Annotated in this window: 27 protein-coding genes; 18 read left to right on the forward strand and 9 right to left on the reverse strand. The window is 40.8% G+C overall.

Annotated elements, in window-relative coordinates; translation table 11 throughout:
- The first annotated feature begins 698 nt into the window (after positions 1-698).
- The 18 genes from ACN1CN_RS16400 to ACN1CN_RS16485 all read left to right on the forward strand — a co-directional run bounded on the left by ACN1CN_RS16400 (position 699) and on the right by ACN1CN_RS16485 (position 14673).
- Entirely contained in the window at positions 699-1466 is a 768-nt protein-coding gene (locus ACN1CN_RS16400) for a ParA family protein (RefSeq protein WP_419136404.1), read from the forward strand.
- An 11-nt stretch (positions 1467-1477) separates the two neighbouring features.
- A complete protein-coding gene (locus ACN1CN_RS16405) occupies positions 1478-1882 on the forward strand; it encodes a DUF3408 domain-containing protein (RefSeq protein ID WP_419136405.1) in 405 nt (134 codons plus the stop codon).
- A 3-nt stretch (positions 1883-1885) separates the two neighbouring features.
- Positions 1886-2521, forward strand: a complete 636-nt coding sequence (locus ACN1CN_RS16410; protein ID WP_419136406.1) for a conjugal transfer protein TraD — start codon at positions 1886-1888, stop codon at positions 2519-2521.
- A gap of 46 nt (positions 2522-2567) precedes the next feature.
- Positions 2568-3389, forward strand: a complete 822-nt coding sequence (locus ACN1CN_RS16415) for a hypothetical protein (RefSeq protein ID WP_419136407.1) — start codon at positions 2568-2570, stop codon at positions 3387-3389.
- A 197-nt stretch (positions 3390-3586) separates the two neighbouring features.
- On the forward strand, positions 3587-3892 hold the full coding sequence (locus tag ACN1CN_RS16420) for a DUF4134 domain-containing protein (protein WP_026726961.1): 306 nt from the start codon (positions 3587-3589) through the stop codon (positions 3890-3892).
- A gap of 12 nt (positions 3893-3904) precedes the next feature.
- Positions 3905-4237 carry a DUF4133 domain-containing protein gene (locus tag ACN1CN_RS16425; RefSeq protein WP_419136408.1) on the forward strand — a complete coding sequence of 111 codons (333 nt, stop codon included), beginning with the start codon at positions 3905-3907 and terminating at the stop codon, positions 4235-4237.
- On the forward strand, positions 4234-6738 hold the full coding sequence (locus ACN1CN_RS16430) for a TraG family conjugative transposon ATPase (protein ID WP_419136409.1): 2505 nt from the start codon (positions 4234-4236) through the stop codon (positions 6736-6738). Before ACN1CN_RS16425 ends, ACN1CN_RS16430 begins: the two co-directional genes overlap by 4 nt.
- A 30-nt stretch (positions 6739-6768) precedes the next feature.
- Entirely contained in the window at positions 6769-7401 is a 633-nt protein-coding gene (locus tag ACN1CN_RS16435; protein WP_277011883.1) for a DUF4141 domain-containing protein, read from the forward strand.
- 3 nt (positions 7402-7404) lie between these two features.
- On the forward strand, positions 7405-8400 hold the full coding sequence (traJ, locus tag ACN1CN_RS16440) for a conjugative transposon protein TraJ (protein WP_419136410.1): 996 nt from the start codon (positions 7405-7407) through the stop codon (positions 8398-8400).
- A 21-nt stretch (positions 8401-8421) separates the two neighbouring features.
- Positions 8422-9045 carry a conjugative transposon protein TraK gene (traK, locus tag ACN1CN_RS16445; RefSeq protein WP_035649976.1) on the forward strand — a complete coding sequence of 208 codons (624 nt, stop codon included), beginning with the start codon at positions 8422-8424 and terminating at the stop codon, positions 9043-9045.
- 13 nt (positions 9046-9058) lie between these two features.
- Positions 9059-9496, forward strand: coding sequence for a hypothetical protein (locus tag ACN1CN_RS16450; RefSeq protein WP_419136411.1), 438 nt, complete (start codon positions 9059-9061; stop codon positions 9494-9496).
- Between the two features lie 20 nt (positions 9497-9516).
- Positions 9517-9801, forward strand: a complete 285-nt coding sequence (locus tag ACN1CN_RS16455) for a nitrogen regulatory IIA protein (RefSeq protein WP_419136412.1) — start codon at positions 9517-9519, stop codon at positions 9799-9801.
- The gene (gene traM, locus ACN1CN_RS16460) at positions 9788-11110 is read left to right on the forward strand and encodes a conjugative transposon protein TraM (RefSeq protein ID WP_419136413.1); all 1323 of its coding nucleotides are present in this window, start codon (positions 9788-9790) and stop codon (positions 11108-11110) included. Before ACN1CN_RS16455 ends, traM begins: the two co-directional genes overlap by 14 nt.
- 24 nt (positions 11111-11134) lie before the next feature.
- Complete coding sequence (traN, locus tag ACN1CN_RS16465; RefSeq protein ID WP_419136414.1) at positions 11135-12028, forward strand: conjugative transposon protein TraN; 894 nt, start codon at positions 11135-11137, stop codon at positions 12026-12028.
- A 21-nt stretch (positions 12029-12049) separates the two neighbouring features.
- Positions 12050-12610 (forward strand): conjugal transfer protein TraO, encoded by a 561-nt coding sequence (locus tag ACN1CN_RS16470; RefSeq protein ID WP_419136415.1) that lies wholly within the window; start codon positions 12050-12052, stop codon positions 12608-12610.
- 11 nt (positions 12611-12621) lie between these two features.
- Positions 12622-13062, forward strand: coding sequence for a DUF3872 domain-containing protein (locus ACN1CN_RS16475; protein ID WP_419136416.1), 441 nt, complete (start codon positions 12622-12624; stop codon positions 13060-13062).
- A 526-nt stretch (positions 13063-13588) separates the two neighbouring features.
- Positions 13589-14041 carry a response regulator gene (locus tag ACN1CN_RS16480; RefSeq protein WP_419136417.1) on the forward strand — a complete coding sequence of 151 codons (453 nt, stop codon included), beginning with the start codon at positions 13589-13591 and terminating at the stop codon, positions 14039-14041.
- 125 nt (positions 14042-14166) lie between these two features.
- Positions 14167-14673 carry a sigma factor-like helix-turn-helix DNA-binding protein gene (locus ACN1CN_RS16485; protein ID WP_419136418.1) on the forward strand — a complete coding sequence of 169 codons (507 nt, stop codon included), beginning with the start codon at positions 14167-14169 and terminating at the stop codon, positions 14671-14673.
- Between the two features lie 251 nt (positions 14674-14924).
- Here the strand turns inward: ACN1CN_RS16485 and ACN1CN_RS16490 are convergent, their stop codons facing one another.
- The 9 genes from ACN1CN_RS16490 to ACN1CN_RS16530 are packed head-to-tail and all read right to left on the reverse strand — an operon-like array spanning position 14925 to position 20453.
- Positions 14925-15731, reverse strand: coding sequence for a PRTRC system ThiF family protein (locus ACN1CN_RS16490; RefSeq protein WP_419136526.1), 807 nt, complete (start codon positions 15729-15731; stop codon positions 14925-14927).
- The gene (locus ACN1CN_RS16495; RefSeq protein WP_419136419.1) at positions 15731-16456 is read right to left on the reverse strand and encodes a PRTRC system protein B; all 726 of its coding nucleotides are present in this window, start codon (positions 16454-16456) and stop codon (positions 15731-15733) included. Before ACN1CN_RS16495 ends, ACN1CN_RS16490 begins: the two co-directional genes overlap by 1 nt.
- Entirely contained in the window at positions 16431-17627 is a 1197-nt protein-coding gene (locus ACN1CN_RS16500) for a hypothetical protein (protein WP_419136420.1), read from the reverse strand. Before ACN1CN_RS16500 ends, ACN1CN_RS16495 begins: the two co-directional genes overlap by 26 nt.
- A gap of 16 nt (positions 17628-17643) precedes the next feature.
- Positions 17644-17862: a PRTRC system protein C gene (locus ACN1CN_RS16505; protein ID WP_089478534.1), complete on the reverse strand. Its 219-nt coding sequence runs from the start codon at positions 17860-17862 to the stop codon at positions 17644-17646.
- Between the two features lie 25 nt (positions 17863-17887).
- A complete protein-coding gene (locus ACN1CN_RS16510) occupies positions 17888-18487 on the reverse strand; it encodes a PRTRC system protein E (protein WP_419136421.1) in 600 nt (199 codons plus the stop codon).
- 12 nt (positions 18488-18499) lie between these two features.
- Positions 18500-18697, reverse strand: a complete 198-nt coding sequence (locus ACN1CN_RS16515) for a hypothetical protein (RefSeq protein ID WP_419136422.1) — start codon at positions 18695-18697, stop codon at positions 18500-18502.
- A 9-nt stretch (positions 18698-18706) separates the two neighbouring features.
- On the reverse strand, positions 18707-18904 hold the full coding sequence (locus ACN1CN_RS16520; RefSeq protein WP_419136423.1) for a DNA-binding protein: 198 nt from the start codon (positions 18902-18904) through the stop codon (positions 18707-18709).
- A gap of 53 nt (positions 18905-18957) precedes the next feature.
- Positions 18958-20031 carry a DUF932 domain-containing protein gene (locus ACN1CN_RS16525; RefSeq protein WP_419136424.1) on the reverse strand — a complete coding sequence of 358 codons (1074 nt, stop codon included), beginning with the start codon at positions 20029-20031 and terminating at the stop codon, positions 18958-18960.
- 44 nt (positions 20032-20075) lie between these two features.
- Positions 20076-20453: a single-stranded DNA-binding protein gene (locus ACN1CN_RS16530; protein WP_419136425.1), complete on the reverse strand. Its 378-nt coding sequence runs from the start codon at positions 20451-20453 to the stop codon at positions 20076-20078.
- Positions 20454-20952 lie beyond the last annotated feature (499 nt).

Below are 20952 nucleotides of genomic sequence, written 5' to 3' on the forward strand. Positions count from 1 at the left end.
ACAATAATCTTCCGATTGACTTCTTATGCCCTTTAATTTCGTCTCACAAACGCTTGTTTCAATATTTTTTTGGTTCATCATAATATTTTTCATTTTTTATTTGGATATAACTTAGGATGCCGTGTTCCGTTGAACACAAAAATCCGCCCTTCGGGACGGATTAAGTGTAACAGGGAAAAACGGCTCGATGCCGTTCTGTTTAGTTTCCATTCTGTCAAGATGCTTCGCATAAATCTGTTAATAAAAATCATTTTACAAAGTAAAGATCTGTCTGTACGAATATTGTAATGTAATCACTAGACAAACTCTGCCTTTGATTGCCAAACACTACCACACAACAATAAGGAGCTAATTCAATCGCTTTATTTGCTTTATGGTTTTAATACAGGTTATAAAAAATGTGTACAGGTAAATAAGAAAGGAGTATTTGGATACAGATATTTTGGAATAAAAGCATAAGGTTTTAAAAGCGTAAAACTTTAAAAATGTAAAAGCATAAAAGTGGTAAAGTAGTTTACCGATTGCAACGCTTACCATTTGCTAAAAATTATAACTCACCAAACTGTAATAAAAGCAAACAACAATCAAGGAAATTTTCAAAAAGGGAATACAGGTTTCCGGAAAGTAGGTACTATTCAAATACACCAATATTCAAACCTACCAAACAAATAAAATGTGTAACAATAAATATTTAAAAAATGGAAACAAAAATGAAAACCTTAAAAATCAGTTTTTCGACGCCTAAGGGCGGTGTTGGAAAATCTACTATGACTGCACTACTTTCAAGTGTATTGCACTATCGTTTAGGATTTAATGTAATTGTAATGGATTGTGATTTTCCGCAACACAGTTTAGCCAATATGAGAGAAAGAGATTTGAAAACGATTATGCAAAATAACTACCATAAAAGAGCTGCAATGAAGTTGTATCAAAGTATCAATAAAAAGGCATATCCGATTATCAGTTGCAAAGCGGAGGATGCCTTGTCAAAGGCTTTGGAATACGTAAATGAATCTGCGATAGAGCCTGATATAATTTTTTTTGACCTTCCTGGTACAGCCAATACAAAAGGTGTGCTTACTACCTTAAGAAGAATGGATTTTATTTTTTCTCCAATCAGTGCTGACCGTCTAGTTATGGAAAGTACATTGAGCTTTACTAAAGCATTCCTTGGTTTACCCGAAACAGATGAGAGTAATAAGGATCAAAAAATGTGGATGTTTTGGAACCAGGTAGATGGTCGAGAAAAGACAGGAATATACGAGGCTTATCAAAGTGTTATTAATGACCTTGATTTATTTGTAATGACCTCAAAAATAATGGATAGTAAACGTTTTAGGAAAGAAACGGATGATACACTCAACAGTGTATTTCGGTCAAGTTTGCTACCTGCCGAACCACAGCTTATGAAAGCAACTAGAATGGATTTGTTTATCGAGGAGTTTTTAAAAATTGTTAATCTCTAAAACACTTAAGGATGTCCATAGATAAAAGAAGAAAAGACTTTGATAAACCTGCTGTTGATGAAGAGTTAATCATGAACATCATGAGTGGTAATAAGTCTTCTAATGTACCCGAAGCTAATCAGCAAAAAGAAATACAGAAAGAACCAAAACCAAAAGAGAAAGTCCGCACTGTTTCTTCAAAGAAGGCGGATTACGATGAGATATTTCTGGTCAATCGGTTTCCTTCAGGCCGTAACGGAAAGGTTGTTTACATACGTCCCGAATACCATGAAAGATTAATCCGCATTGTGCAATTAACAAGGGAAGAAAAGACAACACTTTACTCATATATTGACAACATCCTTGAACATCACTTTAAGGAGTTTGGGGATGATATTACTGATTATTTCAACGAACGTTTTAAACCCATTTTATAAGCTATGGAAATTGTAATTGCGATATGCCTGCTGATAGTCATTGCCCTGCTTTTGCAGGACAAGATTGTCATCAAAAAAAGGTCGGGGCAACAGCAGCCGAAACAAGAAAAAGTTAACCCAGAGCTGCCTGATATTATGGGGCAGCCCAAGCCTGTAAGAAGCCTTTCAGTGCCAAACCGTGCCAATGAAAGACAAATCGAGGAAACAGAGATAAATCCAGATAATTTAGACATTGAATACGACAAAAATGAAAACGTAGGTGTTCAAATTCCGCAGGAAGAGCTGGACGAAGTTTTCAGTAATATTCCTGATTTTGAAGAGGAAGAAGAAGAATGGAACAGGTATGGAATATCCACAGGTGATGACAGTCTTGCCCAAGGGGTTACCTATGATGAACTAAGCTCCGTAGGGGTGTTACTCCAAAAAGAAAAATTGGAGCAAGCCCAAAAAGAAACGGCAATTGCAATAGTTCAAAAATTACAGGGTACTGAATTATTCAGCCTGCTGGAAAATTCCATAGAGGGTGCTTCAAGAAAAATAGCCATGCTATTGGATAGCAGTCTCGGTGAAAATGATTCCGGTTCTTCCACTTTGCGGAAAAATGATTTGGGTGATTTTGATATTGGGGAGTTTGTTTGAAAGGGCAATACTCCCCTTTATTGTTTAATAAAAAACACAGAATATCATGGAAAGAGAGCTGCCAGTCATAAATATTGAAGGTACCGACTTTATTGTAGATGTATCCAAACTTGAACTCAGGGAAAAGGCTGACCCGACAAATATCATTGCATTTGAAAATATGCGTGATGTCGGAGATGGTTATACTTTTGACTACAGCCTGAAAAATAAAAATCTTCCTTCTATGTTTGACCGTGAATGTATAACAGTTAAGATTTCTGAATTTGTGGCACTTGATCCGCAAGGAATGGCTGTTCGATATAATTATACACCAGAAGAGGTTAAGGCTAAATCTGATTTTGAATTATTGGTAGATCAAAAAACTTTTGATATGCGTGTAAACAAAGGAATACTGCCAACGGTGGATATTGCAGGACATACATTCTACGTTGATATCCGAATGGATATGCTCCGACCAAAAGATGATTTCCTTTCTAAAGGTATTGTGCTCTCGGATATCGAAAACTACTACGATGAAGACAAAAGAACCTATACCATACCTTATAATCCTAACACCCACGAATTCCAGGAGCCCGACTATCAGAATATCAAAGAGCTTCCCAAAGATTTAATAGCTGTGCAGTTTCCCTCTGAAAGATTGCTTGACAGAATTGGATGGAACAGGCAACACGGATTTGAACTTACGCAAGGACTTGCAAAGCACGGTTTGAAATTAAAGTTTACGACGAAGCCTATTCCGTGGAAAAAAACCTTTCTTCCTGATTTGATTGAAAGCAACCTCAAAACCGAAAAGAACCACCAAAAGGCCAACGTAAAACAGCAGCTTGCACAACCGGATATAAGCAAACCTAAAGGACGAAAAATATAAATCGGAACTCCGAGAACAGAACGCCAGACAGTAAAGAAGTCTGGCGTTTTTTTATACTTAAACATCTGCAATAATGCCAAAGTTAGCCAAGTAATTCCATTGACTGCCATATTGTTATGGCGCCTTGATTTCCATAACATCTTTGTACTGAACACCCGCAAAGTGTGGGAAATCAGAAACAATTAAAGTTTTTAATCATGGAAAAACAAACAAAAAAAATCCTGTTGGCAGCAGTGGCAATGCTGACAGGTTTCGGTGCGCTGGCACAGGGAAATGGTACGGCGGGTATCAATGAAGCCACGCAGATGGTAACCTCGTATTTTGATCCCGCCACGCAGCTCATTTATGCCATCGGAGCCGTGGTAGGCCTTATCGGAGGTGTTAAGGTATATAACAAATTCAGCAGCGGCGATCCCGATACAAGCAAAACCGCAGCAAGTTGGTTCGGTGCCTGTATCTTCCTAATAGTAGCTGCAACCATCCTGCGCTCATTCTTCCTTTAATCCCATAGTCTTATGAGTAAATATAACATCAACAAGGGCATTGGGAGAACCGTGGAGTTCAAGGGGCTGAAAGCACAATACCTTTTCATTTTTGCCGGCGGACTGCTCGGAACTCTTATCCTGGTCATGATACTATACATGGCGGGAGTTAACTCCTTCATCTGCCTGTTTCTTGGAGCTGGCGGTGCTTCTCTTATTGTATGGCAGACTTTCTCCCTGAATAAAAAATACGGTGAGCACGGACTCATGAAAGTGGGTGCAAAGAAAAGGCATCCCCGCTACATCATCTGTCGCAAGCCTGTACACCGCTATCTGAGGTTTACCCCTAAATCCAATGCCGTATGAGAAATTCAGCAAAGACCACAACATTGGAAAGCAGGTTTCCATTACTGGCGGTAGAGAATAACTGCATCCTGTCAAAGGACGCGGACATTACCGCCTGCTTTGAAGTGCGTTTACCGGAACTTTTTACAGTTGCATCTGCGGAATATGAAGCTATTCATTCTGCCTGGCACAAGGCTATCAAGACTTTGCCTGATTTTACGGTAATCCACAAACAGGATTGGTATATCAAGGAAAACTACGCCCCTGATTTGGCAAAGGATGACCAGAGCTTTCTGGCTAAATCCTACCAGCGTCATTTTAATGAGCGTCCATTCCTGAACCATTACTGTTACCTTTTCCTGACCAAGACCACTAAGGAAAGGATGCGAATGCAGAGCAATTTCTCTTCGCTATGCAAAGGTTCACTCATACCAAGGGAAATCAGGGACAAGGAAGCGACCCATCGTTTTATGGAAGCCGTCGCACAGTTTGAGCGTATTATTAACGACAGCGGACTTATCAAGTTGAACCGCCTGAGCGAACAAGACATTGTTGGTACAGATGAAAAGCAGGGATTACTGGAACAATACCTAACGCTTTCCAGAGAAGCAGCGACACCGATGCAGGATATTGTATTGGGCGCTGAAGAGGTTCGTATCGGAAACAAAAGGTTGTGCCTGCATACCTTGTCCGATACGGATGACCTGCCCGGAACCGTCTCGGCAGATACCCGTTATGAAAAACTTTCTACAGACCGAAGCGACTGCAGGCTGTCATTTGCTGCACCTGTTGGACTCTTGCTGAGCTGCAATCACATTTACAACCAATACCTGTTTTTGGATAACAGCGAAGAGAGCCTTCAGAAGTTTGAAAAATCAGCGAGAAATATGCACTCTTTGGCTCGCTACAGCCGTGCCAACCAAATCAACAAAGAGTGGATAGAAAAATACCTGAACGAAGCACATTCATTCGGTCTTTCTTCCATCAGGGCACACTTCAACATTATGGCATGGTCGGATGATCCGGCGGAACTCAAACAGCTAAAAAATGATAGCGGGAGTGCACTGGCGCTAATGGAATGCAAGCCGCGGCACAATACCACCGATGTGGCCACGCTGTACTGGGCTGGAATGCCGGGCAATGCAGGCGATTTTCCAAGCGAGGAAAGCTTTTACACATTCATTGAGCCGGCTTTGTGTTTCTTCACTGAAGAAACGAATTACCACAATTCGCCATCACCGTTCGGCATCAAGATGGCAGACAGGCTAACAGGCAAACCCATCCATCTTGATATTTCTGATTTGCCGATGAAGCGTGGGATTATCACCAACCGAAACAAATTTATTTTGGGTCCGTCAGGAAGCGGTAAATCTTTTTTCACTAACCATATGGTAAGGCAATATTACGAGCAGGGCGCACACGTGTTGCTGGTCGATACAGGTAATTCCTATCAGGGACTATGTGAGCTGATAAAAGGCAAAACCAAAGGAGAAGACGGGGTATATTTTACCTATACAGAGGACAATCCCATTGCCTTTAACCCTTTCTACACAGATGATGGCGTATTCGATATTGAAAAAAGGGAAAGTGTCAAAACGCTCATTCTTACCCTTTGGAAACGGGATGACGAGGCGCCCACAAGATCTGAAGAAGTGGCTTTGTCCAATGCCGTCAGCGGCTATATCGAACGCATTAAGCATGATGAGGTATATCCGTCTTTCAATGGCTTTTATGAATATGTTCAGGGCGATTACCGCCGGGTACTTCAGGAAAAACAAGTTAGGGAAAAAGATTTTGATATTGCCAATTTCCTCAATGTTCTGGAACCTTATTACAAAGGCGGAGAGTATGATTACCTGCTCAATTCCGATAAGCAGTTAGACCTGCTTTCCAAGCGATTCATCGTTTTTGAGATTGATGCCATTAAAGACCACAAAATTCTTTTTCCCATCGTGACCATCATCATTATGGAGGTCTTTATCAACAAGATGAGAAGGCTCAAAGGTATCCGCAAGCTCATCCTCATTGAAGAGGCCTGGAAAGCCATTGCCAAGGAAGGAATGGCGGAATACATAAAGTATCTTTTTAAGACGGTCAGGAAATTCTTTGGCGAGGCAATAGTCGTTACGCAGGAAGTGGATGATATCATCCAATCTCCTATTGTAAAAGAAAGTATCATCAACAACTCCGACTGCAAAATCCTGCTCGACCAGCGCAAGTACATGAACAAGTTCGATGACATTCAGGCGATGCTCGGTCTAACCGACAAGGAAAAGGCACAGGTACTTTCTATCAATATGAATAATGATGCTTCGCGCCTTTACAAGGAAGTATGGATAGGCCTCGGTGGTACGGATTCAGCGGTGTATGCAACAGAAGTGAGCCTTGAGGAGTATCTCGCCTATACCACGGAAGAAACAGAAAAAATGGAAGTGATGCAGCTCGCATCAGAATTGGACGGCAATGTGGAACTCGCCATCAAGCATATTGCTATGCAGAGGCGCGAGAAAGCAAATCAGTAATAGATAATTAATAATTTAAATTAAAGAAAAATGAAAAAACTAATGTTCATGGTGTATGCAGCAATTATGCTTGCCGCAGCGCCTTCAGTAAAAGCCCAGTGGGTGGTTACAGATCCTACGAACCTGGCCTCAGGTATCCTCAACAGCGCTAATGAAATCGTACAGACTTCATCTACAGTATCCAATGTTGTTAAAAATTTCAAGGAGGTGGAGAAAGTGTACAATCAGGGAAAAGAGTATTACGACAAACTCAAAGCCGTAAGCAACCTTGTGAAAGATGCCCGTAAAGTGCAGCAGACCGTGCTTTTGGTCGGGGACGTATCGGAAATGTATGTTACCAATTTCGGTAAAATGATGAACGATCCCAATTTTACACCGCAGGAACTTGCGGCTATTGGAAACGGTTATTCAGCACTGCTCAATGAGAGTACCGAACTTCTGAAGGAACTCAAGCAGATAGTTACCGCATCGAATCTTTCTCTAAATGACAAAGAGCGCATGGACGTTATCGACCGCGTTTATAAAGAAGTCAAAGAGTATCACAGTCTTGTCCGCTACTATACCAGCAAGAATATTTCAGTGAGTTACCTCAGGGCTAAAAAGAAAAATGACGCTAAGCGTGTACTTGAACTCTATGGGACCTCCAACCAAAAATACTGGTAAAGGATGGAATGGAATAATCTTCACGAAGTCCTGCGTTCGCTCTACGATGACATGATGCCGCTTGCAGGTGATATGGCAGCAGTAGCTAAAGGTCTGGCTGGACTGGGCGCGCTGTTCTATGTAGCATTAAAGGTATGGCAGGCGTTAAGCCGTGCCGAACCTATTGATATGTTTCCACTCCTGCGGCCTTTTGCCTTAGGATTGTGTATCATGTTTTTTCCCACGATTGTCCTTGGAACCATAAATGCGGTACTAAGCCCTATAGTTACAGGAACACATGCTATACTCGAAGACCAGGTGCTTGACCTGAACAAACTACAGCAGCAAAAAGATCAATTGGAATACGAAGCAATGGTAAGAAATCCCGAAACTGCCTATATGGTTTCGGATGAAGAGTTCGACAAGAAGCTGGATGAACTCGGCTGGTCTCCTTCAGACATTGGGACAATGGCAGGAATGTACATGGATCGTCAGGAGTATAAGATTGAGAAAGCCATGAAAGAATGGTTCCGTAATCTTTTGGAAGTACTGTTTCAGGCGGCGGCATTGGTGATCGATACCATCAGGACCTTTTTTCTTATCGTCCTTTCCATACTTGGCCCGATTGCCTTTGCTATTTCCGTGTGGGACGGTTTTCAGTCTACGCTTAATCAGTGGTTCACGCGATATATAAGTGTCTACCTCTGGCTTCCTGTAGCGGACCTCTTTAGCTCAATGCTTGCGAGGATTCAATCTCTGATACTCGAACGTGACATTGAAATGCTGTCTGATCCGACATTTATTCCCGACACATCCAATACCGTGTATATCATATTTATGATTATAGGAATTGTGGGTTACTTCACTATTCCAACAGTGACAGGCTGGATTATCCAGGCCGGCGGAGCCGGGAACTTTACACGCAATGTCAACCAGACAGCGATGAAAGCAGGAAATGTTACCGGAGCAGGAGCCGGTTCAGCAGCAGGAAATATCGGCGGAAGGCTGATGAGCAAATAAAACAACTAATTATTCAAGAATATGGAATTTAAAACGCTAAGAAATATCGAAAACAGTTTCAGGCAGATAAGATTGTATGCTATTGTGTTTGCCGTGCTCTGCACAGGCATTGCAGGATATGCCGTTTGGAGATCTTACAGTTTTGCTGAACAGCAGAGACAAAAAATATATGTGCTGGACAATGGCAAATCACTCATGCTGGCACTCGCTCAGGACGCGTCTATAAACCGTCCTGTGGAAGCAAGGGAACACGTAAGGCGCTTCCATGAACTATTCTTTACACTCGCTCCGGATAAAAACGCTATTGAGAGCAACATGAAAAGGGCATTTAATCTTGCCGATAAAAGTGCCTTTGATTATTACAAAGACCTCTCGGAAAAAGGATATTACAACCGTATCATATCGGGCAATGTGCAGCAGCGCATTGAAATAGACAGTGTGGCCTGCAATTTCGAGAATTATCCGTATGCCGTCCGCACCTATGCCAAACAGTTTATCATCCGTTCGAGCAATGTGACAAAACGTAACCTTGTTACGTCCTGTTTTCTGGTTAACTCCGTCCGCTCGGACAATAACCCGCAGGGCTTCAATATCGAAAAATTTTCCGTGGTGGAAAATAAGGACATAGAAGTCATTGAACGCTAAAAAATTAAGGGATATGAAACTTTTACTTGATTTAGACGCATTCGCACGAACCCTGACAGATAAGGGATATGACGGTTATTTCCACACTGAGAGCAGTTGTCCAGGCAAACTAAAGGATAGTCTTAGTGGTTTTTTGGAGACTTGGGAAAATGGTACTGATGCTCCATTATCAGCAAATTATCTCCGCTTATCTACCTATCTCGAATGGAATGGCGAAGACAAGCCAAAGGTTGAGTGCAATATGCGGGTAGGATACGAGAACGGGAAATTCGATTTAGGGGATACAGAAATGTACTTAAAAAGAACAGACCGCTACGGGCATTTAATGAAGGAATCTAAACTGACAAACCTAACAGCAAGTTCGTTTCCGACAATAAAGGAGGCAATTGCCCAAGTGTCAGAAAAACCTAAAGAAGAGATTGCTCCGCGAAAAAGAGGGTTTAGAATGTGATAACCCATAATCTTTAAAGTATGAAAACAATAAGAATAAATATAGACAAGTGGTTTGACAAGCAGGATAAAAGCTGGCGGGCCTTATCCTTAGACAGACAGCGAAGATATACGCTCTGCCTTTTTTTAGTGTACCTGCTGCTTACCGCCGTGGTTATTTTAAAAGTGTGGTACGACACGGCAAAATCTGATAACAGGATGGTCATCGAGCATATTGACAACCCTGTCAGTAAAAAAGAAAGCCCTGCCTCCCAATTGGACACATTATCAACAAAATTAAAAGAAAAGACTTATGAAAGGAAATGAAAAAAGGGTCAGCGTTCTGGTTGAAGAAGCTGACCAATCAAGAGCATCCAATCTGCCCGATGATAAAAGGAGCAGCAAAGAACAGCTTAAAAAACCGGTAATATTCATACTTATGGGAATCGTTTTTCTCGGATGTATGTACCTGATATTTAAACCGTCTTCAGACAAGAAGGAAATCGAAAATATCGGGCTGAACGATGCCGTCCCGCAGGCCAGCGAAGCCGGGATGCAGGCCGACAAACAGAAAGCATATGAGCAGGAAATGCTGGAACAGAAAGACCAGGAAAAACGTAATGCCCTGACCACGCTTTCCGATTACTGGAATGAGGACAGTTCATCTAAAGACAATCAGGATACACTCGCTGAGCAGGAAGGTCAAAGCATGGGTTACGGCAACAATCCGGGAAGGTCAGCTAATCCGGCACTAAACAGTTACCGCAATTCTCAAAGTGCGCTTGGCTCCTTTTATAAGGATGACAATAATGAAACGCAAGAACTCCGCAGACAGCTTGATGAGCTGAAAGAAAAGCTGGCTGACAAAGACGTTCCCAAAAGCGTGACAGTAGATGACCAGCTGGCACTTATGGAAAAGTCCTATCAGATGGCTGCAAAATATCTTCCAACAGGTACAAATAATGGTGAAGCTTCCCCCAACAAAGGCAGTACAGCTGCTGCCAGTACGCAAAAGGAATATTTTGTGGCATTCGCCCCTGCAGGAAAGAAAGCCGTTTCAGCTTTGTACAGAGAGCCTTCAGATAGCGCTTTTTTAGCGGATTGGAGCGCAAATAAAAACAGGAATTTTTATAGTCCGGGATCTGTACATCAGATTGCACAACCCAAGAACAGTGTTAAAGCCTGCATACAGGAAACACAGACCATTATTGGTGAGAGCGGCGTGCGCCTGCGTTTATTGGAACCTGCCCAAGCCCCTAACCGCAACATCCCGCAGGGAACACTCTTAACGGCAATTACTAAATTTCAGGGAGGTCGTTTACAGATGAAAATTACTTCCATAGAACTCGATGGAAATATTATTCCGGTAGACATAACCATTTATGACCTTGACGGTCAGCAGGGTTTATACGTCCCGTATTCTCCTGAAATGAATGCCTTTACTGAGATGGCAGGCAATATGAGCCAGAATTCAGGAACGAGCCTGATGCTGACCCAATCGGCAGGACAGCAGGTCGCGGCAGATTTGAGCAGGGGCGTTGTACAGGGTATTTCAGGTTATTTCTCCAAAAAAGTAAAAACGCCAAAAGTCACCCTGAAAGCTGGCTATCAGGTATTTCTTGTCTCTAAAAAATAACAGCAACCTATAAATAAATTAACAATGAAAAATTATTTAAAAACCTTTTGGGCAGCTGCCCTTATGATCGCCTTTTCCGCCGCCTCTTTTGCGCAGGAAACTACAAAAACTTCGCTTGCCTTGGGCAGGATAGAATCGTACGAAATGCAGGTTACTTACGACAAGACTTCTCATCTGATTTTCCCAAGCGCAATACGTTACGTGGATCTGGGAAGTGAGTACTTAATTGCAGGAAAAGCAGAAGACGCAGAAAATGTGCTGCGTGTAAAAGCATCGGTAAAGGACTTTGAGCCTGAAACAAATTTTTCGGTGATTACCGATGAGGGCCGTTTTTACAGCTTCGACGCCTATTATAGTGCCTGCCCATCTACTTTGAGCTATAACCTTCTGGCAATGCAAAAGGCGGTGGATAAATCCGCCGGACAGGACGTGCTATTTGAAGAGCTGGGAAACAATTCGCCATCTCTGGCAGGTTTGATACTGGAAACAATCTATAAAAAGGATAAACGTTTTGTAAAACATATTGGGGCAAAAAGTTTCGGTATTCAGTTTGTTCTCAAGGGAATTTACATCCATAACGGTAAATACTATTTCCACACGGAGCTGGAAAATCGCACGAATGTTCCTTTCCAGATTGAATTTATGAACTTCAAGGTGGTAGATAAGAAAATAGCCAAACGTACCGTGATACAGGAAAGACCGATGCTGCCGCTTCGCAGTTACAAGCCACTGGGTGTGATTGGCGGTAAAGAAGTCGAACAAAACGTATTCCTTTTGGACCAGTTTACCATCGCCGATGATAAGGTATTGCTGATTGAGATTTTTGAGAAGAACGGTGGAAGGCATCAGACGCTTCAGGTGGAAAATTCGGATTTGATAAAAGCCCGATTAATTATCGACATGCATCTGAAGTTTTAGTAATCCATTAAGCAATAGAAAATGAAAAAGTATATCTATACAGTAATGCTCGTTTTGATGAGTATCACAATTGCGCGCGCACAACGTATGCTGCCTAAACAAAAAGGACTGGAAGTAAATGCAGGTGTATTATCCAATGACAAAATCGGCAATGATTATTACATTAATACGACTATGACCGTAAATGGTAAAAACGGGAATTACCAGCTTTGGGCTTTAGAGTATGCACACCAATATTATCAATATAAAGACCTCCGCATTCCGCAGGAGACCTATACCGCAGAAGGCGGCTACAGTTTCTTCCTGCTGGGTGATTCCCGTAAGAACATTACATTCAATGCAGCCATAACAGGTGTAGTTGGGTATGAAAGTATCAATCGAGGCGAAGAGCTTTTATTTGACGGGGCGAAAATAATAAGTGAAGACAATTTCATTTACGGTGCTGGCGGACGGCTGTCTTTTGAAACATACCTGTCCGATCATTTTGTATTAGTCCTGCAAGGGCGTACAAAAGTTTTGTGGGGTACTGACCTGAAGCAGTTCCGCCCATCCGCAGGTGTGGGATTAAGATTTAATTTTTAAAACGAAAAACGATGACAGCATTTTTTAATAAGTTGAGAATAGGATTAATGCCGGTATTGCTGGCAGTACTGATAAGTTCTGCCACACTCTTATCCTGCAATAAGGAAGAACTGGAAATACAGCATGAGTTTCCATTTGAGGTAAATGTCATGTCCGTACCCAAGGACATTGCTAATGGAAATACCGTAGAAATAAGGTTAACAATACAGCCTGCAGGTCATTATACTGGCACGAACTATTTTATTCGCTACTTTCAATTTGATGGACAGGGCACATTACGTTATTACAATGAACCGCCTTACCAGCCAAATGATTTATATTCGATACCAACAGAGCAGTTCAGACTGTATTACACTTCAAACTCCACCGTTTCCCAGTCTTTTGAAGTTTGGATTTCAGATAACTTTGGGAATGAAAAACAATTGAGTTTTGAATTTAACAGTAGCGATTAACAGTACGATACTAGTTTAATATAAACAGTAAAATTTCGATTTTTTTAAGCACAACCCGGAGATCTTCGAGTTGTTTTATTGTCAGTTATTAACGGATTCTGTTAAAGAAACATTGGATAACTTCACAAACGTTACTATCTTTGGACAAAATATAGAAAACTCATTTAGTGTTTTTGCTTAGGGCTCGGTAACTGAAAACTGGTAATTTTTAAAGACCGCGAGACAAATAAGTAAGGACGCTCATGCCATTGGCGTGGGCGCTCGCTTATTCGTGGTCGGGTATACCAGTGCCTCAGTTCCGATAAGTGTAGTGGTCTGCGCCATATTTTTTATAGAACGGCGATTACGGCTACTTAACTAAGCAGGAACATATTTTCAGTTATCGACAAGTAATTTACAAAGACCTTTTATTTTTACTCTGAAGTATTAATAAAGTCTTTAATCACTACATATAGGACGAAAGTCCTATGACAACAAATTATTGGTCATTATTTTCTATAATTTGTTCAACATTAAATAAGGAATAATGGAAAAAGAGAATCAGATTACAATTGCCTTAATTGATGACCATGAAGGGCTTAGAATATCCCTTCAAAATTTTTTGGAATATAGTAATTTTAAAGTGGTGCTTCAGGCTGCTAACGGTCAGGAAGCAATCGAGGGTTTGCAGATGCAGGAAGTACTGCCAGACATTTGTATTCTTGATATCAGCATGCCTGTTATGGATGGTTACCAGACAGTCAAGCAGATGGCAGAAAGATACACAGAGATCAAGATATTGGTTTTCAGCAGTCTTGACAATAAGAAAAGTATAATCGAAATGCTTAGCCTTGGCGTCCAGGGCTACGTACTGAAAGGTTCTGCTCCTGAAAAACTAAAAAAAGCTGTAATCAAGCTGGATCAGGGAGAGTATTATTTCAGCGAGACAATAAGTAAAACTGCCTTAAGCTACTTAGCAGGAAACAGCGATTTGGCTTAATTCAGGAGCACGCTACAAATTTAATGTGAGGCACTATATATACTTTGTAACGACACTTAACTACAATCTTACGAATGATGTCAACTAATACACTGATAGACCGTACTAATAGATTTTATATCGAAATGTCCAGAAAGGTACTTTCTGAAAAGGAATATGATATACTCCAGAAACTTTTGATAGATAAAATGACACTTAAGGAGGTGGGTGACAATTACGGGGTCACTGGCGAGAGTGTCCGTAGATTATATGAAAGGACATTTGAAAAAGTGAATTGTGTTACTGAACTGCTTAACGATATAGACCACTATAAACGGAAATTAGAGCAGTTAAAAGAGGACTTTGAATACGAAACAGGGCGGATTAAAAAAAGAAGAAGTAAAGCTGAAACTGACCTGAATAAATTGCTATATGACACCCATTTTCCTTTCAGCAAGAGAATGTTCACTATAATCGAGGCTTTAGGGATTACTACCATAGGAGAACTTGCAAATATCCCCCTCAAAAATTTTCAGTGTTTCAGGGGATTTAAAGGGAAGTGTAAAAATGAACTGATCGCTTTTATTGAGTTTGAACACATTGAACATCTTTTTAAGGGTTTTTCTGTTTGGAAAACAGTCCCAGTTAAATAGGATAACAATTATAAAAAGCTGTCCGAATTGCGGCGTTCTTTTGCTTCTTTTCTTTGGCCGCTTTTACGGAAAGAAAAGAAGTCCTCTAAAATAACAAAAGGGATACTGCATATCCCTTATAAAATTTTCGCAGTCTATTTGATAAAATGGCGCATTGTGCATTTTTATTAAAATGACTGCACCGCTTAAACGCAAAAAGACTGTCCCGACCTTTTGGGAGGGAGTGTCTTTTTGCCGCCCGATTTTTTGGATCAGACGACTTTTAGGGGCTGTGACTGAAAATTTCCAAGATTAAGGAAAAATCCCCTGTACTCGGTCATGCCATAACGAAACAAACTCCACAACAGCGAACATCCCATTTGTGCCAAGGCAGAATTGATAAACAATTCCTGTTTTTCCAGGGCTTCGGCTAAGGAACAGCTTGGTGTGTCGTCCTGTTCTTCGGACTGTAGTAGCAATTCCCCAAATTCTTCGGTAACAAATGGCAGGCTTGCCACCGTTTCATACTTTTCAGAATTGGGTTGCTTAATTTCTCCAATAGTGGATAATATGACCTGTCCTGTATGCTGGCTGTTGCCAAAGTCTAACCAATATTTAGGTGTATCTCTATGATTTCTGCGGTTGCATAATTCTTTAAGTATTTCAGCAACGCCAAACCTCGCCTGTACATTGTCCACACAAGTAATATAGATAGTTGCCTCTGCATTTTGGGGCAGTCTTCCCAAACTATCTTTCTCAAATTTCACCGTTTCCGCTTTCCAATACGTTCCCATAAAACGATTGGCTCGGTTTATCAGGGCAACGGATTTATACAACCCAACCTCGCACTCTGCAAAACGCTGTCTGCCCAAATTGGCACTTGTGACAACATCATCATCCCAAAGGTGAACCGATAACCCTGCGTGTCCAAGTTCAATCAGGCTGTGGTTCATTTCCATTAAGGCGGTCAGTACTTTTGAACCCGTGCCTCCTGCACCGATTACATTTATAGTGATAGGGTTAGTCGGATTTATGAGGTAGTTATCCGTAAAATGTATTTTTGTTTTCTCAGTATTCATCACAATAGATTTTTAAGGGTTTTGTTATTTTTTTTCAGTACCTCTTTAGGAAAGGACTTATCTGAATTGATTAGGTCTTTCCAAAGGTTTACACAATTGCCTTTTATTGGGCTGTTTCTTCCCAATAAATGGCTGAAATAGGAATTAAAAAAGTAGTCTTCCCAACCGTTGGTAAATTCCTCAACCGAAGCCGAGTTTTTAATATTGATATTGACCGAACCCATACATACTTTCCCATCTTCATAGATGTTGAAAAATGGTGCGCAATACAAAGGTGTTTTTTCTGTCGGTCGTCGGTCGCTTGTCAATGCAAATACCGTAAGACTATTTTTGTTAGCATACCAAATCATTGACGGTGCATAAGCCATTCCGTTGGGTATTTCCAAACCGTCCACAAAATACATTTGTCGTCTTTGTGATTTGGTGTACCACAATACCGAACCTTTATCTATATTATGATTAATATGCAGTATGTTTGTCGGCAGTATTCCATTGGATTTTAAAAAAGCTTTGTCCATGTCCTTTTCTGTTACCAATGCCCTTGCCAATACTTTTGCTTCCCGTTCTGTGAGTGGGTGAGCATTAACAGGCGTGCCGTTCTTGTCCATATCGAAATGCTCCACATATACATCGCTGTCTGCTCCTTTGGTTTCATAGAAAACAAGTGCGGATTTAGGATGGTACAGCGTACCAAAACTTTCAGTTATATCTATTGTGTTTTTCATCTTCTTGTGTTTTATAATTATAAAGCAAACTGCACATATCCTCCAAGAGGGCAAATAATCTGTTCTCAAAATCAAGGCTGTTTTCCGTTATCCCTTTTTTGTCAAAACGTTTACAGATGGTCGGTTCCTGCATTTCTGCGTACTCGTTAAACTCGTTGTTGATGCTCTCGGCAAGGTTCTCATACAGCCATCCTTTTGTGTGTGATATAAAGGAAATATACTTTTCCATACCAATAGTCTCATTATTATCGTCATCCTTATCAGGATCTTGTTCACTCATTGGCGCATTTCGGAAAATGCTTGTCTTTGGATATTCCGTAAATAGGGCAAAGGCATTGGAAGCTGTCAGCCAACAATCGTGGTCGAATGCATCGCTTTTTTTAAAAGTGTTTAAACGCTGACCGAATACCTGTAAGCTCATAGGGTTAAAAATCTTTTGCTCTATGCAATCTCCAATGAATTCAGCTTTTTCAAACTCAAGTTTATACGATTCATTTTCTTCAGTTTCATCGTCCTGCTCCACCCATTCTTTGTGCATTTCATACATCCAATATAGATAACTGCTTTCCTGTCTGAAATAAGGAATGTCCGCAATGTGATATAAGTAAGAGCAGACAGAAATAAGCAGTTGGGCGTTTCTTTTGCGCTTGGGGTCGTGTAGCATCTGATACAGCGGTTCAATCGGTATATAATACAGGGTTGTGCCTGTATTGTATTTTTCCTCACTGATAAAATACGTTTTCTTACTGTCCTGCACCAAACGTATTTCCTGCCAATTCAGAACACTTTGCTTTAACTTTTCTTCCATATCCCTTATAGCCAATGCCATATTGTACGGATAGTCAAATTGGTTGGTTTGCATAGGTTCAATATTATAATGCTCTACAAGTAATGACAGCGACTTGTAAAAATCCTTGTGCATTTTTGCTGTTTCCATACAAGCCTGTACCGTTTCAGTTTCTTTCAGCCTTGGCAGGAACGAAGTCTTTAGAAAACCATTGGCAACATTTCCACAGGTACTGACCTGCGTTTGTCTTTTTGAACCTCGTTCGCATCTTTGGGTTTTTGCATCCATTGGGCGAACTCGCTGAGCTGTTGGTACAACTGCTTTTGTCTTTTTTGTTCGGTTAGCTTGATTGTTCCCGATATGATATGTTTGTGCATAGTCCATTGTTTTAAATTTAGATTTAACCTTTAGTGCCCATTACGCTCTCAAATCGGTATTCTACTGCATCATCCTTGATGGCGGGTGCAGATATTTTGGCGGTTGTCAAAATGGGATACCTGTTGGCGTAAAAATTTAGTACTGCTTCCACGCTCCAACGTGGTTCGGGATCGGTCAATATAATATCGTGTCCTTTATCTTTGAGTATAAATACTCTTTCCAATTGCGTTGCTAATAACATGATGATGACTTTTAAGTTATTACATTTAGTTTTCCTGTGCAGTTTCTGTTGGGTAGTCGGCAGTAACTTCTTCCGCTTTTGCAGGTTCGGGTTTTTCTTCCTCGATAGCTCCGAAAAGACTTGGCGCAGAAAACTTGTCGGATAGTTCTCTTTTACGTCTGCGTATCTCGTCAGACTTTTCAGGGAACTCTGTTATTTCGGGTACTTTTACCCACGCTTCACGGTGCTTTCCTTCTTTCTCAAGTTCATCAGCTTTTGCCATTGCGTCTTTGAACTTTTTGTCTTTGGCTTCCTGTTCTTTCTTCTGCCTGTCGGCTTTATCTTTTTCCATTGCCGACTGTTTTTTGGTTTCTTCCAACTGCTTCATAAAGTTTTCCATATCGACCATTAAGCCCGAAGCGGTCTGTATGGGTGTGGTTATCTTTTCGAAAAAACCGTTGTCAAGTTCTTCGGCTGTTCCCCGAAGATTAAGGGGCGGTATGATGTTCTTTGCGTTATCTCCGCATTGTCCGTTTTGGAGCATAACCGATACGATTAGGTTGTTTTCTGCTCCTTTTGCTATGGTGAGTTGTAAATCACCTGTAATCTGCAACTGTGCTACCTGATGGAAAAAATTTGCGTTCATCGTTCTAAAATTTTAATTGTCGTGTAATTGTTTTTTAATGGCTCTGAGTTTCTCGTGCATATCTGCCCAATAGGTTTTCTGCCTTTTATCAAACTCAGAGAAACTTTTGTCCTTGTGGCGATATTCCTTATAGTGTCCTGCCATTCTAATGGCTTCTTTCAGGTTGGTCACCTCAATAGGGCAACCGTTCAAATCTGTTATCTTCATCATTTTATCTGTTCAGTTTTCAGCGTTATAAACTCCGTTCTCATAACAGCCTATAAGCTGTTCCCAATTCCTTAAAAGGCTATTGGTATCTATATAGAAATATTCGGTTCTATTGCAGTAAATGATATATAAAGCTTCGTCTTTGTATTTCGTTTCAAGGCTTTGTGATTTAGCCATATTTTTAGCTTCGTCTATTGATTTTGCTTTCATATCAGTTATTTTATAGTAGGCTACCACCGATTAAGGCGGTAGCCTTTGTTTATCTAATTAAAATTTAGGATTTCTGCACCATCCAAGGCAAAGCCTGTACACAAGTCAAATGCTTTTTGTGATTTGAGTTGAGCAGTACCGCCTAAAACAATGCTCTGCAACTTGGCTTCATCGTCTTTGTAATTGCGTACATTCTGATAGTAGCCTGTAACAGCGTTATATGCCCCGAACAATGTGCCTTTGGTAGTATCCATCTGCTGTGTGTCGCTTGTCATGGCATACGCAAAGGCATCGTCTACCATATTTCTAAACAGCGTGGAAACTTCATCCTCTGCACCTTTTTTAAGTAAATCGAAAGTTTCTTTATTTGGACAAAGTGCCAATTGGATAAGCTTTCTCACTTCCTTGTCTGTTACCTTTACTTTTGCCCATTCATTGAAAATACTCTCTAATTGACTGCTCAGGGTGTTCGCCAATCCCATAATCTTGTGAGCATTCTCAATACGCTGTTTTGCTCCCGAAGTGTGTTTGATACGCACTACATTAGTCATACTGCGCAAGGAAGCGTTAAGCGTGTTTTGGCATACGATACGAATAGGCGTAAAAGCGGCTGTGATACTTCCGCTACCATCGTGCGAAGTGGTCAGGAAAATGTATTTTTCGGTTACATCATCGCCATTTCCAACTCGGATATAGTCGGGTAGTTTGGCTGTGATAAATATGCGTTCCCCATTACCCAGCGCTCCTGCGGTTTCATATAGTATTCCCTCTCCACCGCCTACAATGGCATCAAAGAAATTAAATGCTTCACGGTTTTGCACGATATGATAGTCTTTGCCTACCACGCCCAATACTGCGTTGTTATCCGTGCGTATATTGGCAAAATAGTTAGGGACTTCCAATTCGTTACTGCCAATCTCGATACTGTCAGCCGTTTGAATAATACCCGAACTTTTGGTAAATAGAGGACTTTTAACGACTTCGTAATCTAACCCTGCAAATTTGATAGCTTCCTCGCTTGTTGGGTATTGCTCTACAATTTGCCCTAGTCCGTGCCACGCTTTTTCCTTTACGCTAAAGAATGAATATCGTCCTGTTTCGCTGTTAAAATTGATATTGTGTGCCATGATTTTAAAATTTTAAATTGTTTAAATTATTTACTTGCTCGTTGTTAAAATGGTAGGTCGTCCTTTGTATCATCATTTTTATTTCCTGATGGAGCCTGCCCCGCTTCGGCTTTTTTACCGCCCGCGTGAAGTTTGATTTGCGAAGTATTGAAGTTCAGTCCTGCGTGCGGTTGTCCGTCACTGCCTGTCCACGCTCTTGCGCTCACTTTGCCTGTCAGTTCTACCACCGTACCTTTAGTGAGTATCTGCGCTACTTTTGGACTAAGCCAATAGGCGCAGTCGAAATACGTTGTCTGCTCTATGCGCTCGCCCGCTTTGTTTTTGTAGCTGTCGTTGATGGCTACCGAAAAGTTTACTACTGTTTTGCTGTCCGACACGTTGCGTACCTGCGCATTCGCTGTCACTCTTCCTGTGATGTTCATAATTCCTACGATTTTTAGTGATTAATTTTCTTTGAAATTTTATTCGGCAATGAGAGGAGGTGCTGTTTTGTTTCATCAAATCCATTTTTAATATTTTACTTTTCATTGCTGACATTTTTTTTATTCGTCTAAAGAGCCGGAGTATGCTATGTTTCGTTTCGGGAGCATAAAAAGGTTAGTGTTTAGCAATAGCAAGGTTTTGACAAAAAATACAACCCGGATGGGTGGAGATTTTTTGTCAAACCTGAAGGGCCTGGCCTTGCTATTGCGTTAAGGACACGTAAATACCTTTGCTGCTGAAATGAGACAAAAGCATACTGGTTATTGAGTAAAAAAGTAATTGGAAGAATGAGCTAAATGATGGAGAAAAGGTTTTATAAATGAATACAACATAAACCGTCATAGTGACAGAAAAACAGCAATTATTTTATTTTGAATAACTGTACAATAAAATAAATTTGTTTATTTCGTTTATTTTTATATCTTTGTACTGTAAACG

The organism is Flavobacterium sp. T12S277, assembly GCF_048514875.1.
Classification (GTDB): domain Bacteria; phylum Bacteroidota; class Bacteroidia; order Flavobacteriales; family Flavobacteriaceae; genus Flavobacterium.

Coding starts and splice junctions, on each gene's coding strand:
- ACN1CN_RS16400 (WP_419136404.1), top strand. CDS start 699: ATGGAAACAAAAATGAAAACCTTAAAAATCAGTTTTTCGACGCCTAAG.
- ACN1CN_RS16405 (WP_419136405.1), top strand. CDS start 1,478: ATGTCCATAGATAAAAGAAGAAAAGACTTTGATAAACCTGCTGTTGAT.
- ACN1CN_RS16410 (WP_419136406.1), top strand. CDS start 1,886: ATGGAAATTGTAATTGCGATATGCCTGCTGATAGTCATTGCCCTGCTT.
- ACN1CN_RS16415 (WP_419136407.1), top strand. CDS start 2,568: ATGGAAAGAGAGCTGCCAGTCATAAATATTGAAGGTACCGACTTTATT.
- ACN1CN_RS16420 (WP_026726961.1), top strand. CDS start 3,587: ATGGAAAAACAAACAAAAAAAATCCTGTTGGCAGCAGTGGCAATGCTG.
- ACN1CN_RS16425 (WP_419136408.1), top strand. CDS start 3,905: ATGAGTAAATATAACATCAACAAGGGCATTGGGAGAACCGTGGAGTTC.
- ACN1CN_RS16430 (WP_419136409.1), top strand. CDS start 4,234: ATGAGAAATTCAGCAAAGACCACAACATTGGAAAGCAGGTTTCCATTA.
- ACN1CN_RS16435 (WP_277011883.1), top strand. CDS start 6,769: ATGAAAAAACTAATGTTCATGGTGTATGCAGCAATTATGCTTGCCGCA.
- traJ (WP_419136410.1), top strand. CDS start 7,405: ATGGAATGGAATAATCTTCACGAAGTCCTGCGTTCGCTCTACGATGAC.
- traK (WP_035649976.1), top strand. CDS start 8,422: ATGGAATTTAAAACGCTAAGAAATATCGAAAACAGTTTCAGGCAGATA.
- ACN1CN_RS16450 (WP_419136411.1), top strand. CDS start 9,059: ATGAAACTTTTACTTGATTTAGACGCATTCGCACGAACCCTGACAGAT.
- ACN1CN_RS16455 (WP_419136412.1), top strand. CDS start 9,517: ATGAAAACAATAAGAATAAATATAGACAAGTGGTTTGACAAGCAGGAT.
- traM (WP_419136413.1), top strand. CDS start 9,788: ATGAAAGGAAATGAAAAAAGGGTCAGCGTTCTGGTTGAAGAAGCTGAC.
- traN (WP_419136414.1), top strand. CDS start 11,135: ATGAAAAATTATTTAAAAACCTTTTGGGCAGCTGCCCTTATGATCGCC.
- ACN1CN_RS16470 (WP_419136415.1), top strand. CDS start 12,050: ATGAAAAAGTATATCTATACAGTAATGCTCGTTTTGATGAGTATCACA.
- ACN1CN_RS16475 (WP_419136416.1), top strand. CDS start 12,622: ATGACAGCATTTTTTAATAAGTTGAGAATAGGATTAATGCCGGTATTG.
- ACN1CN_RS16480 (WP_419136417.1), top strand. CDS start 13,589: ATGGAAAAAGAGAATCAGATTACAATTGCCTTAATTGATGACCATGAA.
- ACN1CN_RS16485 (WP_419136418.1), top strand. CDS start 14,167: ATGTCCAGAAAGGTACTTTCTGAAAAGGAATATGATATACTCCAGAAA.
- ACN1CN_RS16490 (WP_419136526.1), bottom strand. CDS start 15,731: ATGAATACTGAGAAAACAAAAATACATTTTACGGATAACTACCTCATA.
- ACN1CN_RS16495 (WP_419136419.1), bottom strand. CDS start 16,456: ATGAAAAACACAATAGATATAACTGAAAGTTTTGGTACGCTGTACCAT.
- ACN1CN_RS16500 (WP_419136420.1), bottom strand. CDS start 17,627: ATGGACTATGCACAAACATATCATATCGGGAACAATCAAGCTAACCGA.
- ACN1CN_RS16505 (WP_089478534.1), bottom strand. CDS start 17,862: ATGTTATTAGCAACGCAATTGGAAAGAGTATTTATACTCAAAGATAAA.
- ACN1CN_RS16510 (WP_419136421.1), bottom strand. CDS start 18,487: ATGAACGCAAATTTTTTCCATCAGGTAGCACAGTTGCAGATTACAGGT.
- ACN1CN_RS16515 (WP_419136422.1), bottom strand. CDS start 18,697: ATGATGAAGATAACAGATTTGAACGGTTGCCCTATTGAGGTGACCAAC.
- ACN1CN_RS16520 (WP_419136423.1), bottom strand. CDS start 18,904: ATGAAAGCAAAATCAATAGACGAAGCTAAAAATATGGCTAAATCACAA.
- ACN1CN_RS16525 (WP_419136424.1), bottom strand. CDS start 20,031: ATGGCACACAATATCAATTTTAACAGCGAAACAGGACGATATTCATTC.
- ACN1CN_RS16530 (WP_419136425.1), bottom strand. CDS start 20,453: ATGAACATCACAGGAAGAGTGACAGCGAATGCGCAGGTACGCAACGTG.